Annotated in this window: 11 protein-coding genes, 18 tRNA genes, 1 rRNA gene and 1 other annotated feature; of the genes, 25 read left to right on the top strand and 5 right to left on the bottom strand. The window is 49.4% G+C overall.

Going from position 1 to position 13,965, the window contains the following annotated elements; translation table 11 throughout:
* Positions 1 to 74: 74 nt before the first annotated feature.
* The 19 genes from rrf to EKM96_RS09625 all read left to right on the top strand — a co-directional run bounded on the left by rrf (position 75) and on the right by EKM96_RS09625 (position 1,818).
* Positions 75 to 191, top strand: a 5S ribosomal RNA gene (gene rrf / locus EKM96_RS09715).
* A 6-nt stretch (positions 192 to 197) separates the two neighbouring features.
* A tRNA-Val gene (locus EKM96_RS09710) sits at positions 198 to 270 on the top strand.
* Between the two features lie 3 nt (positions 271 to 273).
* Positions 274 to 346: transfer RNA gene (locus EKM96_RS09705), tRNA-Lys, on the top strand.
* A gap of 53 nt (positions 347 to 399) precedes the next feature.
* A tRNA-Thr gene (locus EKM96_RS09700) sits at positions 400 to 472 on the top strand.
* Between the two features lie 7 nt (positions 473 to 479).
* Positions 480 to 551, top strand: a tRNA-Gly gene (locus EKM96_RS09695).
* A gap of 35 nt (positions 552 to 586) precedes the next feature.
* Positions 587 to 660 (top strand) — tRNA-Arg (locus tag EKM96_RS09690).
* Positions 661 to 665: 5 nt separating this feature from the next.
* Positions 666 to 739: transfer RNA gene (locus EKM96_RS09685), tRNA-Pro, on the top strand.
* 27 nt (positions 740 to 766) lie between these two features.
* Positions 767 to 840: transfer RNA gene (locus EKM96_RS09680), tRNA-Met, on the top strand.
* Positions 841 to 854: 14 nt separating this feature from the next.
* Positions 855 to 928, top strand: a tRNA-Ile gene (locus EKM96_RS09675).
* Positions 929 to 956: 28 nt separating this feature from the next.
* Positions 957 to 1,046: transfer RNA gene (locus EKM96_RS09670), tRNA-Ser, on the top strand.
* A gap of 9 nt (positions 1,047 to 1,055) precedes the next feature.
* Positions 1,056 to 1,129 (top strand) — tRNA-Met (locus EKM96_RS09665).
* Between the two features lie 3 nt (positions 1,130 to 1,132).
* Positions 1,133 to 1,206, top strand: a tRNA-Asp gene (locus EKM96_RS09660).
* A gap of 4 nt (positions 1,207 to 1,210) precedes the next feature.
* A tRNA-Phe gene (locus tag EKM96_RS09655) sits at positions 1,211 to 1,283 on the top strand.
* A gap of 20 nt (positions 1,284 to 1,303) precedes the next feature.
* Positions 1,304 to 1,374, top strand: a tRNA-Gly gene (locus EKM96_RS09650).
* Between the two features lie 6 nt (positions 1,375 to 1,380).
* A tRNA-Ile gene (locus EKM96_RS09645) sits at positions 1,381 to 1,455 on the top strand.
* Positions 1,456 to 1,459: 4 nt separating this feature from the next.
* Positions 1,460 to 1,547: transfer RNA gene (locus EKM96_RS09640), tRNA-Ser, on the top strand.
* A gap of 23 nt (positions 1,548 to 1,570) precedes the next feature.
* Positions 1,571 to 1,643, top strand: a tRNA-Glu gene (locus tag EKM96_RS09635).
* A gap of 22 nt (positions 1,644 to 1,665) precedes the next feature.
* Positions 1,666 to 1,739, top strand: a tRNA-Met gene (locus EKM96_RS09630).
* A 5-nt stretch (positions 1,740 to 1,744) separates the two neighbouring features.
* A tRNA-Asp gene (locus EKM96_RS09625) sits at positions 1,745 to 1,818 on the top strand.
* A gap of 88 nt (positions 1,819 to 1,906) precedes the next feature.
* On the opposite strand, the gene EKM96_RS09620 is transcribed toward EKM96_RS09625, so the two are convergent.
* Complete coding sequence (locus EKM96_RS09620) at positions 1,907 to 3,118, bottom strand: DUF2075 domain-containing protein (RefSeq protein WP_225417756.1); 1,212 nt, start codon at positions 3,116 to 3,118, stop codon at positions 1,907 to 1,909.
* An 83-nt stretch (positions 3,119 to 3,201) separates the two neighbouring features.
* A complete protein-coding gene (locus EKM96_RS09615; protein WP_125643103.1) occupies positions 3,202 to 3,789 on the bottom strand; it encodes a hypothetical protein in 588 nt (195 codons plus the stop codon).
* Positions 3,790 to 3,908: 119 nt separating this feature from the next.
* Here EKM96_RS09615 and EKM96_RS09610 point away from each other — a divergent pair, with 119 nt between their 5' ends.
* The 3 genes from EKM96_RS09610 (at position 3,909) to EKM96_RS09600 (ending at position 6,129) form a co-directional block, all read left to right on the top strand.
* A complete protein-coding gene (locus EKM96_RS09610) occupies positions 3,909 to 4,649 on the top strand; it encodes an MBL fold metallo-hydrolase (RefSeq protein WP_125643100.1) in 741 nt (246 codons plus the stop codon).
* Positions 4,650 to 4,849: 200 nt separating this feature from the next.
* Positions 4,850 to 5,263: a transcriptional regulator SpxA gene (gene spxA / locus EKM96_RS09605; RefSeq protein WP_125643097.1), complete on the top strand. Its 414-nt coding sequence runs from the start codon at positions 4,850 to 4,852 to the stop codon at positions 5,261 to 5,263.
* A gap of 140 nt (positions 5,264 to 5,403) precedes the next feature.
* Positions 5,404 to 6,129: an adaptor protein MecA gene (locus EKM96_RS09600; protein WP_125643094.1), complete on the top strand. Its 726-nt coding sequence runs from the start codon at positions 5,404 to 5,406 to the stop codon at positions 6,127 to 6,129.
* Positions 6,130 to 6,270: 141 nt separating this feature from the next.
* Here the strand turns inward: EKM96_RS09600 and EKM96_RS09595 are convergent, their stop codons facing one another.
* Positions 6,271 to 6,909: a phosphatase PAP2 family protein gene (locus EKM96_RS09595; RefSeq protein ID WP_125643091.1), complete on the bottom strand. Its 639-nt coding sequence runs from the start codon at positions 6,907 to 6,909 to the stop codon at positions 6,271 to 6,273.
* 125 nt (positions 6,910 to 7,034) lie between these two features.
* Positions 7,035 to 7,235, top strand: a binding site (T-box leader).
* 70 nt (positions 7,236 to 7,305) lie between these two features.
* Between EKM96_RS09595 and leuS the strand changes: the two genes are divergently transcribed.
* Positions 7,306 to 9,735, top strand: a complete 2,430-nt coding sequence (leuS, locus tag EKM96_RS09590) for a leucine--tRNA ligase (RefSeq protein WP_125643089.1) — start codon at positions 7,306 to 7,308, stop codon at positions 9,733 to 9,735.
* 396 nt (positions 9,736 to 10,131) lie between these two features.
* Here the strand turns inward: leuS and EKM96_RS09585 are convergent, their stop codons facing one another.
* Both EKM96_RS09585 and EKM96_RS09580 read right to left on the bottom strand, forming a co-directional pair.
* On the bottom strand, positions 10,132 to 10,896 hold the full coding sequence (locus EKM96_RS09585) for a flavodoxin family protein (RefSeq protein WP_125643086.1): 765 nt from the start codon (positions 10,894 to 10,896) through the stop codon (positions 10,132 to 10,134).
* Between the two features lie 158 nt (positions 10,897 to 11,054).
* On the bottom strand, positions 11,055 to 11,375 hold the full coding sequence (locus EKM96_RS09580; protein ID WP_125643083.1) for a hypothetical protein: 321 nt from the start codon (positions 11,373 to 11,375) through the stop codon (positions 11,055 to 11,057).
* Positions 11,376 to 11,613: 238 nt separating this feature from the next.
* On the opposite strand from EKM96_RS09580, the gene EKM96_RS09575 reads away from it, so the two are divergent.
* A complete protein-coding gene (locus tag EKM96_RS09575) occupies positions 11,614 to 13,254 on the top strand; it encodes a putative polysaccharide biosynthesis protein (RefSeq protein WP_125643080.1) in 1,641 nt (546 codons plus the stop codon).
* A gap of 9 nt (positions 13,255 to 13,263) precedes the next feature.
* On the top strand, positions 13,264 to 13,947 hold the full coding sequence (locus tag EKM96_RS09570) for a pseudouridine synthase domain-containing protein (protein WP_125643077.1): 684 nt from the start codon (positions 13,264 to 13,266) through the stop codon (positions 13,945 to 13,947).
* Positions 13,948 to 13,965: the final 18 nt, after the last annotated feature.

Genomic DNA, 13,965 nt, shown 5'->3' with positions numbered 1-13,965 from the left:
TACAAAACAAGGTGTTCTCAGAGAAGAAGATAATTGAATAATATCTAGTTTTGAAAGAATAAGTTCTTTCATAGTGTAGTGACGATAGCCTGAAGGATACACCCGTTCCCATGCCGAACACGGAAGTTAAGCTTCAGCACGCCGATAGTAGTTGGGGGATCGCCCCCTGCGAGGGTAGGACGTTGCTACGCGAATTTGGAGGATTAGCTCAGTTGGGAGAGCGTCTGCCTTACAAGCAGAGGGTCACAGGTTCGAGCCCTGTATCCTCCATTTGAGCCGTTAGCTCAGTTGGTAGAGCATCTGACTTTTAATCAGAGGGTCGACAGTTCGAGCCTGTCACGGCTCATTCGTCATTAGTGGCGAGTGACATTTAGATAATGAACGTCCATAACTGACTATGCCGACTTAGCTCAGTTGGCAGAGCACCTGTCTTGTAAACAGGGGGTCGGAAGTTCGAATCTTCTAGTCGGCATCATTTTGCGGAAGTAGTTCAGTGGTAGAACATCACCTTGCCATGGTGGGGGTCGCGGGTTCGAATCCCGTCTTCCGCTTAATACCGAGAGGTATTAGGTTAATTTCATACTTTGCACCCATAGCGCAATTGGATAGAGTGTCTGACTACGAATCAGAAGGTTGTAGGTTCGACTCCTACTGGGTGCATTTAACGGGAAGTAGCTCAGCTTGGTAGAGCACCTGGTTTGGGACCAGGGGGTCGCAGGTTCGAATCCTGTCTTCCCGATTAAATAAATATTTTTATTTAACATTTCGCGGTGTAGCTCAGCTGGCTAGAGCGTTCGGTTCATACCCGAGAGGTCGAGGGTTCGATCCCCCCCGCCGCGATTTGGACTTGAACTGGACCTTTAGCTCAGTTGGTTAGAGCAGACGGCTCATAACCGTCCGGTCGTAGGTTCGAGTCCTACAAGGTCCATCACCAGTTGGACATTGTATATTTTTTTGGAGGATTACCCAAGTCTGGCTGAAGGGAACGGTCTTGAAAACCGTCAGGTGGGTCAAACCACGCGAGAGTTCGAATCTCTCATCCTCCTTTATATTATCGCGGGATGGAGCAGTCTGGTAGCTCGTCGGGCTCATAACCCGAAGGTCGCAGGTTCAAACCCTGCTCCCGCAATTTGGTCCGTTGGTCTAGTTGGTTAGGACGCCTCCCTGTCACGGAGGAGATCACGAGTTCGAGTCTCGTACGGACCGTTATGGCTCGGTAGCTCAGTCGGTAGAGCAATGGATTGAAGCTCCATGTGTCGGCGGTTCGATTCCGTCCCGCGCCATCAAATCAGTTTTATATTTTGCGGGTATAGTTTAGTGGTAAAACCACAGCCTTCCAAGCTGTTGTCGCGAGTTCGATTCTCGTTACCCGCTTTATATGGGCCTATAGCTCAGCTGGTTTAGAGCGCACGCCTGATAAGCGTGAGGTCGATGGTTCAAGTCCATTTAGGCCCATTTTGGAGAAGTACTCAAGTGGCTGAAGAGGTGCCCCTGCTAAGGGTATAGGTCGCGGAAGCGGCGCGAGAGTTCGAATCTCTCCTTCTCCGTTGTTCAACCTAAATAAAAGTATGGCCCGTTGGTCAAGTGGTTTAAGACACCGCCCTTTCACGGCGGCTACATGGGTTCGAATCCCGTACGGGTCATTGTCACATATAATAATATTATCGCGGGATGGAGCAGTCTGGTAGCTCGTCGGGCTCATAACCCGAAGGTCGCAGGTTCAAACCCTGCTCCCGCAATATTTGGTCTGTTGGTCTAGTTGGTTAGGACGCCTCCCTGTCACGGAGGAGATCACGAGTTCGAGTCTCGTACAGACCGTCATTGAGAGTCATCCGGTGTGGATGGCTCTTTTTGTTTGATTAAAATCCCTCATCACAACAATGTGGTGGGGGATTTTGTGATCCTATCAATGGCCAGTCTGAAGATAGCGACGTAAGCCAGTGTCATGTGCAAATAGGTAGAGGCCTTTGACCCCACGCTTCATGAGCACGTTGATTGAGTTTAGGATGAGTTGTTGCTTGAGCCGAGTGATTTCCGCCTCATCTGTCAGGTCAGGACGCTTTTTGAAGGCTTCAACGTCCGTATAGCGGTCTAGCTGAACTTCTAATTGTCCGGTACGGGACAGGCTAATTGGTGGGCCCAGGATCACGCCAACATAGTTGAGATCGAATCCCTGACAGGTATAGATAGATCCAACTTCATTAATTGTTTCGGGAAGTTCGGCCCAGGGGGTGCTCGTGAAATTGTACTGATCCCAGGGGAGATGAAAGTGGCCCTCATTAATAAAGTGTTGGCCACCGTCCAAAGTGGAAGGATACCCGGAAGTTGAAACGATTCGGGACAGGCCAACCTCATGATTACGAGCAACGATTTGTTGACGCATCTGTTCAGCATCATTAAAGACACGCAGGTCATAGTGATTACCACCGTCTGGCAACGGCCGAAGCTGGCCATGGGTGAAGTCATTAATCCATTGCACCAGGGCGTCGCTTGCCTGCATTCGAAACTGATGCGTTAGGCGATAGCTTGCATGGGGATAAGGGGCCAGGAGCGCTTCTAACCGGGCCTCGGTCCAGAGGCTCTTGAAGCGAAGAACCTGTGTCTCATCGAATACTAGGATGATGACCTTGGCACTAGTCAACAGAGACTGCAGCTGATTATCACCGTAGAAGTTATTGTAGTGGTCGGCCTGTGACAATAGGAGGTGGGCCTCATCGATCACCAGCACATCGGCATGCGCCTGGCCGTGTTCGAGCTGGTTAATCAGGGTTGTTGGTCGCTGAAAATCTTTTTTTAGTAAGTGAGCCTGATTACCTGCAATTTCGCGATAAACCTTTAAGATCTCGGGGTGGTTCACTAAGAAGTAATTCTGGGTCCCCGTTAACGGATTGGCAGGGGCCACCCGTGCAGCCTGTTGAATTTGCTTGAAGAGGTGCGTTAAGACTACACTTTTACCGGTCCCAGCGTCGCCATAGACCGTAAAAATAGCGGGCTTCGTCCCGTTAATGTGGGTCGTGACAAATTTCGTCATTTTTTGGACCAATTGCGCCTGTTCATCGGTGAGGGGCAGATCGGGAGAAACCTTGTTAATCGCGGCATTTGAGAATTTACTTGGCAAGATGCAACCACCTTTCGTTAGTTGAATGCTCTAATTGTAACTCAAAAGGTGTCAAAATAAAAAGTCCACCCAACGGGGCAGACTTAATTTGAGTGGTCGGGTTCGGATTGGTCGGATGACTCACTTTCGGCATCGTTTTCGGTGGTCTCTGTGATTTCGTCCTCCGCTGCTTCATCATCGTCCTCCTCAATCGGAACGTGATAGATGGCAGAATGAAATTGATTGTTGGTGGTGGCGTATTCTCGCAAGAGGTCAAAGCCAGTGGACTTTCGCCATCGTTCGTAATCATCTTCATCGACCCAGGTCGTTAGTACAACATAGTCGGTGACGGGTTTCTTTTTTTGCATGAGTAGCATGGCGGTCATGCCGATGGGCAGCGCTTGTTTTAGACGCCGTCCAAGCTTGGCCGTGAAGACCTTAGCCTGATCGACGTCTAAGGTAAAGAAGCAGTAGGCAAAATAGTCCTGCTCGTCTAGATCGCCTTGTTGCGCCAGCACCCGGTAAGTAAAGGGACTCACGAAGACGCTACGGCGATCTGACAAGTCGACCAGTTGCAAGTCGTCTTCGTCGGAACCTCGGGTAAACAAAACCATGTGTCGTTTGCTATACACATCAATCAAGTGGGTTAGTAATGACTCACTGCCATAGGTTACAGAAAATTGGCGCCGCAAACCAACCACTCCCTTCTAAATGTTTAAGTCCATTATACGAGATAAGCTTATGAACACGAAACATTTACACGCGGTAGCCGGGGCGCTACACTTAATCTATTAATAGAAAGGGTGATTGGATGGAATTGACAGTATTAGGCTGCTACGGCGGTTATCCGGCTAATGGCATTGGAACCAGTAGTTACTTACTGACCAGTGGGGATTATCATTTGTTGCTGGATTGTGGTAGTGGGGCTTTAATGGCGTTAGAGAAAGTTCTGGATCCACTCCAACTGGATGCGGTATTGCTCACTCACTATCATCATGATCACACGGCGGACGTCGGGGTTCTTCAATATCTGTGGCAGCTTAAGGCGGGTAAACGACGCGAGACGACGTTGCCAATCTATGGGCATGCTGCCGACCCCTTGAATTTCGGTAGTCTAACCTGGCCCAATTCAACCACTGGGGTCGCCTATGATCCGGCAAAATCGTTAGACTTAGGACCGTTTCAGATTGACTTTCTCACGACGGAGCACCCGGTTCCGGCCTATGCCCCACGAATTACCGAACGATCGACAGGCCACACGCTCGCCTTTACCGCCGATACCAGGGAATTTGCCGGGTTGGTACCATGGGCCGAAGGGGCAGATTGTTTGTTGGCCGACACCAACTTCTTCGCCGATCATGAGGGGCCGGCCTGGCACTTAACGTCGACCCAGTCAGGGCATTTGGCAAAGGCGGCTCACGTGAACCAGCTGTTATTGACGCATCTACCACAGGTTGGCGATTTAGATGTGTTGCGAAACGAAGCGACGAGTGCCGCGGGGAATGATGTGCTAGTAGATGTCGTTCAAGCTGGGGAAGCATACAAAATCTAATAATTATAATTAGTGATTAATTAATGACACACAAATGATTAACGAGCAAAAACATGAAGACATGCCGTATTTTTTAATAGTAATAGTCATATCGGATGAAATTGTTTATCAAGCTTTTTGCTCATTTTGTCTATCTTTTTCCGGAATTTCAGGTATAATAGGGTTATTAAATCATTTATACCACGAAGGGAAGGGAAAATATGACAGTCATGTTGTATACGTCACCTAGTTGTACCTCATGCCGCAAAGCGCGGCTCTGGTTTGAAGCGCATGGGATCGCTTATCATGAAAAGAATATCTTTACTGACCCTTTGACGGTCGATGAGATAAAGTCCATCCTGCGATTAACAGAAGATGGCACTGAGGAAATTGTTTCAACGCGTTCCAAAGTTTACCAAGGGCTGACAGGCGACCTTAATGACTTACCATTGCGGGACCTGTACAAGCTGATTCAAGAACACCCAGGCATTCTGCGGCGACCAATTATGGTCGATGATAAGCGATTGCAAGTTGGGTTTAACGAAGAAGAAATTCGCCGGTTCTTACCAAGAGATGTTCGGGCACTCGAATTGCAACGGGCCCAACGTCTTGCTAATGGTGGAACTGCAGTCTAATTAGTTGCATCTGACTGGATTTGTGAGAGAATGTTACTTGCAGTCCAGTTTTTTGGTATGATTACTTTACAACTAGATAAAATCGACTAGAATAAATATCAAGGACGATACCCAAAACCCAAGAGAAAGGGGTGTTATTCATGGAAATGGAACGAATCAATGAGAATACGATTCGAGTGGTCATTGGTAATGATGATCTGAGCGAGCGAGGCATTACCGTGTTGGACTTGCTCGGAAATCATAAACAGATTGAAGGCTTCTTCTATAGTATTCTGGAAGAGGTTGATGTTGACCATCAATTTCAAGACAACGATGCGGTAACTTTCCAAGTCTTACCTAATCGGAATGGTCTGGAGCTGTTCATTAGTAAAAATGCGGACGACGATGACGACGCAACTGATGACCAACAACCGGATGCCAGTGTCGATAGTGATCACCCCGATCAAGTTTCGGATCAGATTAAGGAGCACTTATTGGAAAAAGATGATCAAAAGGACTTCTTCACAGACGTTAAGTCCACTGCCGGCAACTCCAATGACATTGAAGACTATCTAAGTGATAGCGGACAACCAACGGCAACGCGGGTGGTTCGTTTACATTCATTTGAAGATATGATTAGTTTGGCCCGGGTCTTACACGTTGAGAATGCGGCCTCTAACCTCTATCAATACAATGGCGACTACTATCTTGAACTGGTCTTCTTCGTTAATGAAACGTCACCAGAATCAATCAAGGATGACATGGCCATCGTTTATGAATATGGCGATCGGACCAAGACAGCTGCTGCCGTCTTGGCTGAACACGGTAAATTATTGATGGACAACTCTGCATTAGAGTTAACCCGGTATCATTTCTTGAGCGATTAATTTAATTTTTGTCAGTGTTTCATGGCGACCTATCCGGGTCGCCTTTTTTGATCAGAAAAGCCATCCGCAAAAGGGATGGCTAGGTTAAGTCTAAATAATCTTGGAAAATCAGGTGAATCAAGGCAGGACTAAGAGGGTCGATTATAGTTTATCGCCATAGCGGGTTAAGAACCACTGGGTCGTCGTGAGTAAGACGTACCCAAGCGACCAGCCTGCCAGCACATCGCTTGGGTAATGGACACCAACATAGACTCGTGATAGGCCAATCAGAAAGATCCAAATGCCCAAAAGAATTTGCAGCGTGACCAGCGCACGAGGATGGTGAATCAGAATCTTAGGTAACAGAATAATTAACGTTCCCCAGAGAAGCATGGCCGTGATCGAATGACCACTGGGAAAGCTAAACGAACTGGCGGTCACTAGTCGATCCACTGTGGGCCGTGGTCGCTGGACGAGGTGCTTGATGATGCTATTGCCGAGACCAGCCCAGACCAAGACGTTGAAGGTGAGAAATAGAGCGCCCCGGTAGCGTTGGATAATGACCAGTGCCGCGGCGAGAATCAGCGTGACCCAGGTCACCGGATGCGGATTGCCTGATTTGGTTACCGCGATTATTAGTTGTTGAATCCCATGGGGCAAGGGTTGGCGAACGATATGAATGATGGCCCGGTCGAGAACCCGGACCCAGCATTGTTGGCAAGTAACGCCTAGAAGTAACAGCAAGAACACAGCGGCAGCAAGGCCGGTGAATTGCCAGCGGCGTTTGGAAATGGTTGGCATGGATTGGCCCCCTTAACAGTTAATGATAGAATTTAGTATAGCACAATGGTTGAAACCCGACCTTTTTTGCGACACCCCTTGCTTTTAGCTGGGGCATTTGCTAAGATGAGAAACATCTAATTAAGTATCGGGTGTTGATAAGAAGTAGTAGTTAGCGAGGGTATTCAGTAAGCGGATGGTTGCTGCGAATCCGTTACCTTAGCTCACGAACTTGTCTTGGAGCCCTTTCTGCCGCAAGGTGGGCGTTTGGCGACGTTATCAGCCGGAATGAGCCCTGGTAAATTACTAGGGAAATGTAGGTGGTACCGCGTCAAGACGCCCTGCAGAAGTCGATTTTTGGACTTCTGGGGGCTTTTTTTGTGGCATGACTTGAAAAATAAGAAGGAGCGATGAATTTTGGCTTATAATCACGACATAATTGAACGTAAGTGGCAACATTTCTGGCGGGTGAACGAAACCTTTAAGACCAGTGATTCACAGAGCAAGCCAAAGTATTACGTCCTAGACATGTTCCCTTACCCATCTGGGCAGGGGCTGCACGTTGGCCACCCTGAAGGCTATACGGCGACCGACATTATGGCACGTTTGAAGCGGATGCAAGGCTTCAACGTCTTACACCCAATGGGGTGGGACGCATTCGGTCTGCCAGCCGAACAATATGCTTTGAAGACGGGACATAACCCTAAGGACTTTACCGCTCACAACATCAAGAACTTCAAGCGTCAGATTAAGTCGCTTGGCTTTTCTTACGACTGGAGTCGTGAAGTTAACACGACCGATGAATCCTACTACAAGTGGACGCAATGGATCTTCGAACAGCTCTACAAGAAGGGCTTGGCCTACGAAGACAAGATTATGGTTAACTGGGCGCCTGACTTTATGGGTGGAACCGTTGTGGCTAACGAAGAAGTCGTCGATGGTAAGACCGAACGTGGGGGCTATCCAGTCTACCGGGTCCCAATGCGTCAATGGGTTCTGCGGATTACGGCCTATGCTGACCGCTTGATTGATGACCTTGACGACCTAGACTGGCCCGAAAGCATCAAGGAAATGCAACGTAACTGGATCGGCCGGTCCGAAGGGGCCAGCGTATTCTTCCCAGTTGCTGGGCAAGAAGATACCAAGATCGAGGTCTACACGACGCGTCCCGATACGTTGTATGGGGCAACTTACATGGTTCTGGCGCCCGAACATGAGGCGGTTAAGTCCATTACTACGCCGGAACAAGCCGACGCTGTAAAGGCCTACCAAGAAGCCATCGAAAGCAAATCAGACCTTGAACGGACTGATCTGAACAAGGACAAGACCGGGGTCTTCACCGGTGCCTATGGGATCAACCCAATCAATGGGAAGAAATTGCCAATTTGGATTGGGGACTATGTCTTGGCTTCTTACGGGACTGGGGCAATCATGGCCGTTCCAGCGCATGATGACCGTGATAACGAATTTGCTCAGAAGTTTGATTTGCCAATCGTTCAGGTGATCGCCGGGGATGACGATACCGATGTTCAGAAGGCCGCTTATACCGAAGACGGCGAACATATTAACTCCGATTTCCTTAACGGATTGGACAAAAAGTCGGCCATCAAGAAGGCCATCGATTGGTTGGAAGAACACGACGCTGGTCACAAGCAGGTTAACTTCCGCCTGCGTGACTGGATCTTCTCCCGTCAACGTTACTGGGGTGAACCAATTCCCGTTATTCACTGGGAAGATGGCGAAACCACACTGGTTCCTGAAGACCAATTACCTTTGAAACTGCCTGCAGCCAAACAATTGGAACCTTCTGGTACCGGTGAAAGTCCGTTAGCCAACTTGGATGATTGGGTTAACGTTGTCGACGAAAACGGTCGTAAAGGGAAGCGCGAAACGAACACCATGCCACAATGGGCTGGGAGTTCTTGGTACTTCTTGCGTTACATCGATCCACACAACCCAGATGCCATTGCCGATGCCGACAAGCTGAAGTACTGGATGCCGGTTGACCTCTATATTGGTGGGGCGGAACATGCCGTTCTGCATCTGCTGTATGCCCGGTTCTGGCACAAGTTCCTCTACGATCTTGGCGTTGTTCCAACCAATGAACCTTTCCAGAAGTTGGTTAACCAAGGCATGATCCTGGGGACCAATCATGAAAAGATGTCGAAGTCTAAGGGGAACGTGATCAATCCCGATGAAATTGTCGAAAAGGACGGGGCCGATACGCTACGGCTTTACGAAATGTTTATGGGACCTTTGGAAGCCTCAAAGCCTTGGAGTACTGAAGGGATCAATGGGTCACGTCGTTGGCTAGACCGTGTATGGCGGCTCTTGATCGATGACAATAACCATTTGCGTGATCGTGTGACGATGATCAACGATGGGACGCTGGATAAGATTTACAACCAGACCGTCAAGACCGTGAGCGAAGACTTGGAGGGCATGCGGTTCAACGTGGCCATTTCACAATTAATGGTCTTCGTTAATGAAGCCTACAAGGCTGACAGCTTGCCATTGATTTACATGGAAGGCTTCGTCAAGATGATCTCACCAATCGTGCCGCATATTGCCGAAGAACTCTGGTCATTAATGGGCCATGACGACAGTATTGCCTATGCCAAGTGGCCAACTTACGACGAAAAGCAATTGGTTGAAGACGTGGTTGAAATGGTGGTTCAGGTTAACGGGAAGGTTCGGGCTCATCTGAAGGTCGCAAAGGATGCTGCCAAGGATGACATCGAGGCCGCAGCATTAGCCGACGAAACGGTTCAAGCCCACACAGATGGCAAGACCGTTCGTAAGGTGATTGTGGTTCCTGGTAAACTGGTCAACATTGTTGCTAACTAAAACGAATTAAATGAAAAGGTCGTCGCCTCGAGTTGAGGTGACGACCTTTTTTGTGTGGCAATGACTTTTTTTACAAAGGGGATGTGTTTATTATCATTGATTCCGGTAAGATCGGGGCAGCGAGCCATATAATCGACTGAGCATGACACAACTAATTGTCACAATAATACTATCGTCGTGGTTAACAACCAGTGTAGCCGCAGGTTGCCAGGGATGAAGCTGGCTGTGACGATGGTGTTAGCTGACGTTAGGCAGCTTACAGCATGGGGCGACCTCGGAGACGGTGGGCTTTACCGGCTTTGAGGCGAGCTGGAAGCCTGGGTCTCAGGGCTGGAGGCGTCCCCCACAGCAAGCGCAATCCCTGGCGGCCGAAGGCGGCCTTTTATAGGTTTTAAACTAGCGCCGACGATGACGAACAAAGGTGAAGAAGTGGAGAATGCTGGCTAGGAGAATGTAGAAGATGCCGACAAAGGTGGCGTAGGTCAGCCAGAACTTACCAGCGGCGAAGACGCCGAACCACCACGCCTGAAGGCCCATGGTGATAAGGGCCATGACAGCAATCATGACGAATAATTCTATGTAGCGTTTCACGGTATTATCATCCTTTCGTGGTCGATGAATGATTTTACGTCCAAGTCGTTGACATTCGGCCAGCTTATTCGGTCGCGGTGCCTGTGTGCCCCAGGTTCCCGTGCCGACAAATTCACCGACCTTGATCAGTCCCGCACCGGTCATCACACGGTCAATCGTGACGAACGTTTGATCCGTGATACCGGTGAAAAAGTTATCGAGACTGCTGATGAAGCAGGTCGTCATGCTGATGTAGTGCTTGTTCTGGTATTTACCGGGAAGGGTATCACCAATTGAATTCATGCGGACCAAGCGGAAGCGCATGCAGTCGAAAAATTGTTTCATAACGCCGGCCATGCCGCCCCAATAAGTTGGGGCACAGATCACCCAGAAGTCAGCCGCGGCCATTTTGGCCTCGATGGTGTCGAGGTCCGGACATGATTTGGACTTAGTGTCGGGATAAATATCATAGTCGCGTAAGAAGACAGTCTCAACGGTGGCGTCCGCTGGTAGTTCGGCCAGGACGGCCGCCAGATACTGGGCGGTAATGCCGGAACGTTCATGACTGCCTAAGAGAGCTAAATATCGCAAATAAATCACCTCACAGAAGTCAAAGGAACAAGATTTGCTGGATGGCAAATCACAATAAGCATGTCTTACTAATTTGTTCTATGGTTTAAGTGTAACGCAGTGACCCCTTGGGTTAAAAAAATAAGCCCTGGTAGGGATTGGACTACGAGGGCTTGTCTTTAAAGGATATCGGTGAGAATCGCGAAGAACCGCTGTCGCATTTCATCTTCACGACCGTTCTTAGATAGTTGATAATCCATGACATTCTTATCGAACTCTTGGAAGAAAACTTTGGCCATCGTGTGATAGTCACTATCATTGGTTTGATCAATTCGCTTGAAACTACGCCAGGTGGCGTAAATAATTTTAGCATCGGAGAGCGCCGCTAACTCTGGGAAGTGTTGTCGAATGGTCTTCGTCATCTTCACCACTTGTGTTGCCCGTTCCGGGGACATTTCCATCCGGGGTGCGGAAGTGGAACCAGCTGTTGCCTGCGTCATTTTGGCATTCCTCCTTGAATTAATAACTATACTTAACCTACTTCCAGCATACCACTGTTCCCGAGATCCGGTAAGAAAAGTGCGATAAAAGTCAGCTCTTGAACGGCTTTGTTACCAAAATCTTAACGGAATTCAAAACGTTCGGACGGAAAAGCTATGGTATAATATTGGTTTGATTGGCCTGACGACTATCGGGCAACGGGATTTTGAAATTATTGAATTGAAAGTAGGGTGTCAAATGGCGGCAAGGTCAGATCAAACTGGGAATCAAGTTAATGCGCAAGACCAGATGGTAGCTGGGTCGGCGTGGATGACGGCGGGAAGCATTTTTTCTCGGATTCTTGGTGCAGTTTACATTATTCCTTGGAATATTTGGTTTGGAGCCTTTTATCTTCAAGGGAACGCTTTATACGGGAAGGGCTACAACATCTATAGTTTCTTCCTAATTGCCGCGATTGCCGGTGTACCTTCGGCAATTGCCAAACAAGTGGCCCATTATAACGCCCTTAATGAATACGGCATCAGTGTCCGACTCTACAAGCGTGGCCTGGAAATTGCGGTGGTTACCGGGATTTCCATCGCCCTCCTCATGTACTTTGGGGCACCGCTCTTTACCGGTGGTGATGCGCACTTGATTCCAGTGCTCCATTCGCTGGCTTGGGCCATCCTGATTATCCCAACCATGAGTCTGACGCGGGGGTATTTCCAAGGCTTCCAGCAGATGGCTCCCTCGGCATTGTCCCAATTTGCCGAACAATTTATTCGAGTGATCTACATGTTGGCAACGGCCTTTATCATCATGCGGGTCCTGCATGGTAACTGGGTGACCGCCGTTTCACAATCCACCTTTGCCGCCGCAGTCGGGGCAATGGGGGGACTTCTGATCCTCGGCGTTTACTACTGGCGCCGGCGGCATCATTTCCGGGAATTGGTCGCTAATAGTAATAATGACCTGGTTGTGCCAGCTAACCAATTGTATCGGGAAATCATTGCTCAAGCGGTGCCATTCATTGTCTTGGGTGCCGGGATTACCATTTTCCAATTGATTGACCAATACACATTTGCACCGATCATGCATATGGCGGGGACCTACACGGATGCACACCTGAACGACCTGTTCGCGCTGTTCGGGGTTAACGCCAACAAATTAATTATGATTACCATTTCATTGGCCTCGGCCCTGGCCGTGACGGTGGTCCCACTTCTCTCGGAATCTTACACCCGGGGGGATAAGCAGGAAATTTCTGCCCAACTTTCCAATGCCTTTCTGATGTTTGAGTTCGTCATGATTCCTAGTGCCTTGGGGATGGCGGCCATTGCTCGGCCATTAAACCTGGTCTTCTATGGTCGTTCGCACGAGGCCTTGGCGGCATCACTGCTGGCTTTCTCATCGTATCTCTCCATTCTGTTAGGCTTGTATACGGTGGTTGCGGCCTTGATGCAAGGGATCTCCCAGAACAAACGAGCCGTTCGGTATTTTGCGGTCGGAACGATTGTCAAATTTATCGCGCAATGGCCATTGGTTTACTTCCTGGGGGCATTTGGCCCACTGATCGCCACGGCGATTGGGTTTACGGTCACTTGTTACCTGATTATTCATTCGCTTGATCAACAATTTAGCATTAACTTTGCGCACATTGCGAAGAAGACCAATGGTATTTTGCTGACGGCATTGGGGACCTTTGCCTTGGCTAAGCTAATCGCCTGGCTAGGCACGTTCCTGGGTAGCGAAGGTCGGGTTACCAACTTCCTTATCGTCATGGTGGCGGTGATCGTTGCCGGTTACTTCTACGTTTATGTGGTCTTGAAGACCCGGTTGGCAGATACGATTCTTGGGCCCCGTGTTTCTGGTTTGCGGCGGCGCCTGCACATTCATTAGGAGGCTGTTATGACGATCGAGCGGTATTTGACTGAACATCAACAGGGAACACCTCGGCAAATCTTTCGGTTGCTACGACAGGGTCGCGTCACGGTTAATGAACGGGTGGTGGATTCGCCGCTGCTGAAGTTAACCGAGGCCGATCAAGTGGCGATCGATGGTTTGGCCGTGTCAGGGCGCGATCCCCAGTACTTGTTATTCAATAAACCGACTGGCATGATGGACAGCTTTGCCCCGGACGCGCAACCAGGACTCGGGAGCCTACTGAACACGCTGGATCGTTCGCGAGCCTTAGAGTCATTGGCGGATCTGCCGCGTGATTGGGCCGGACTGGTTCTGGCGAGTGACGATCAGCCTTTCTTGGCAGACGTTGCCAGTCAAGCATGGGCCAGCCGACTGCAAGTTCAGCTTAAGGGGCAGGCTGCGGCCACCGCGGTTCAAGATTGGCAGCAGGTCACTCGTGACTACGATCAGCTGCGAGATGTGACGACGCTAACCGGCTGGACGACAGCTGGTTTGGCCGGCTTACCGAGTCTGGCGGAACAGGTCGGGCCGACCATTCGACTGGGATTTGGTCCCTTGTCGTTATCGATTGATCTGGCTGTTGGGACTTACCGCGGGCTGTTCGTTTCGGAAACGGAAGAACTCGAGAAGCAACTTGAGTTGGCGGATGAATCGCCGGCTGAAGATTAAGTTAGACTAAATAAGGGA

It is taken from the genome of Levilactobacillus tangyuanensis (genome assembly GCF_003946545.1).
Lineage (GTDB): Bacteria > Bacillota > Bacilli > Lactobacillales > Lactobacillaceae > Levilactobacillus > Levilactobacillus tangyuanensis.
This window is presented reverse-complemented; position numbering and strand designations above follow the sequence as displayed.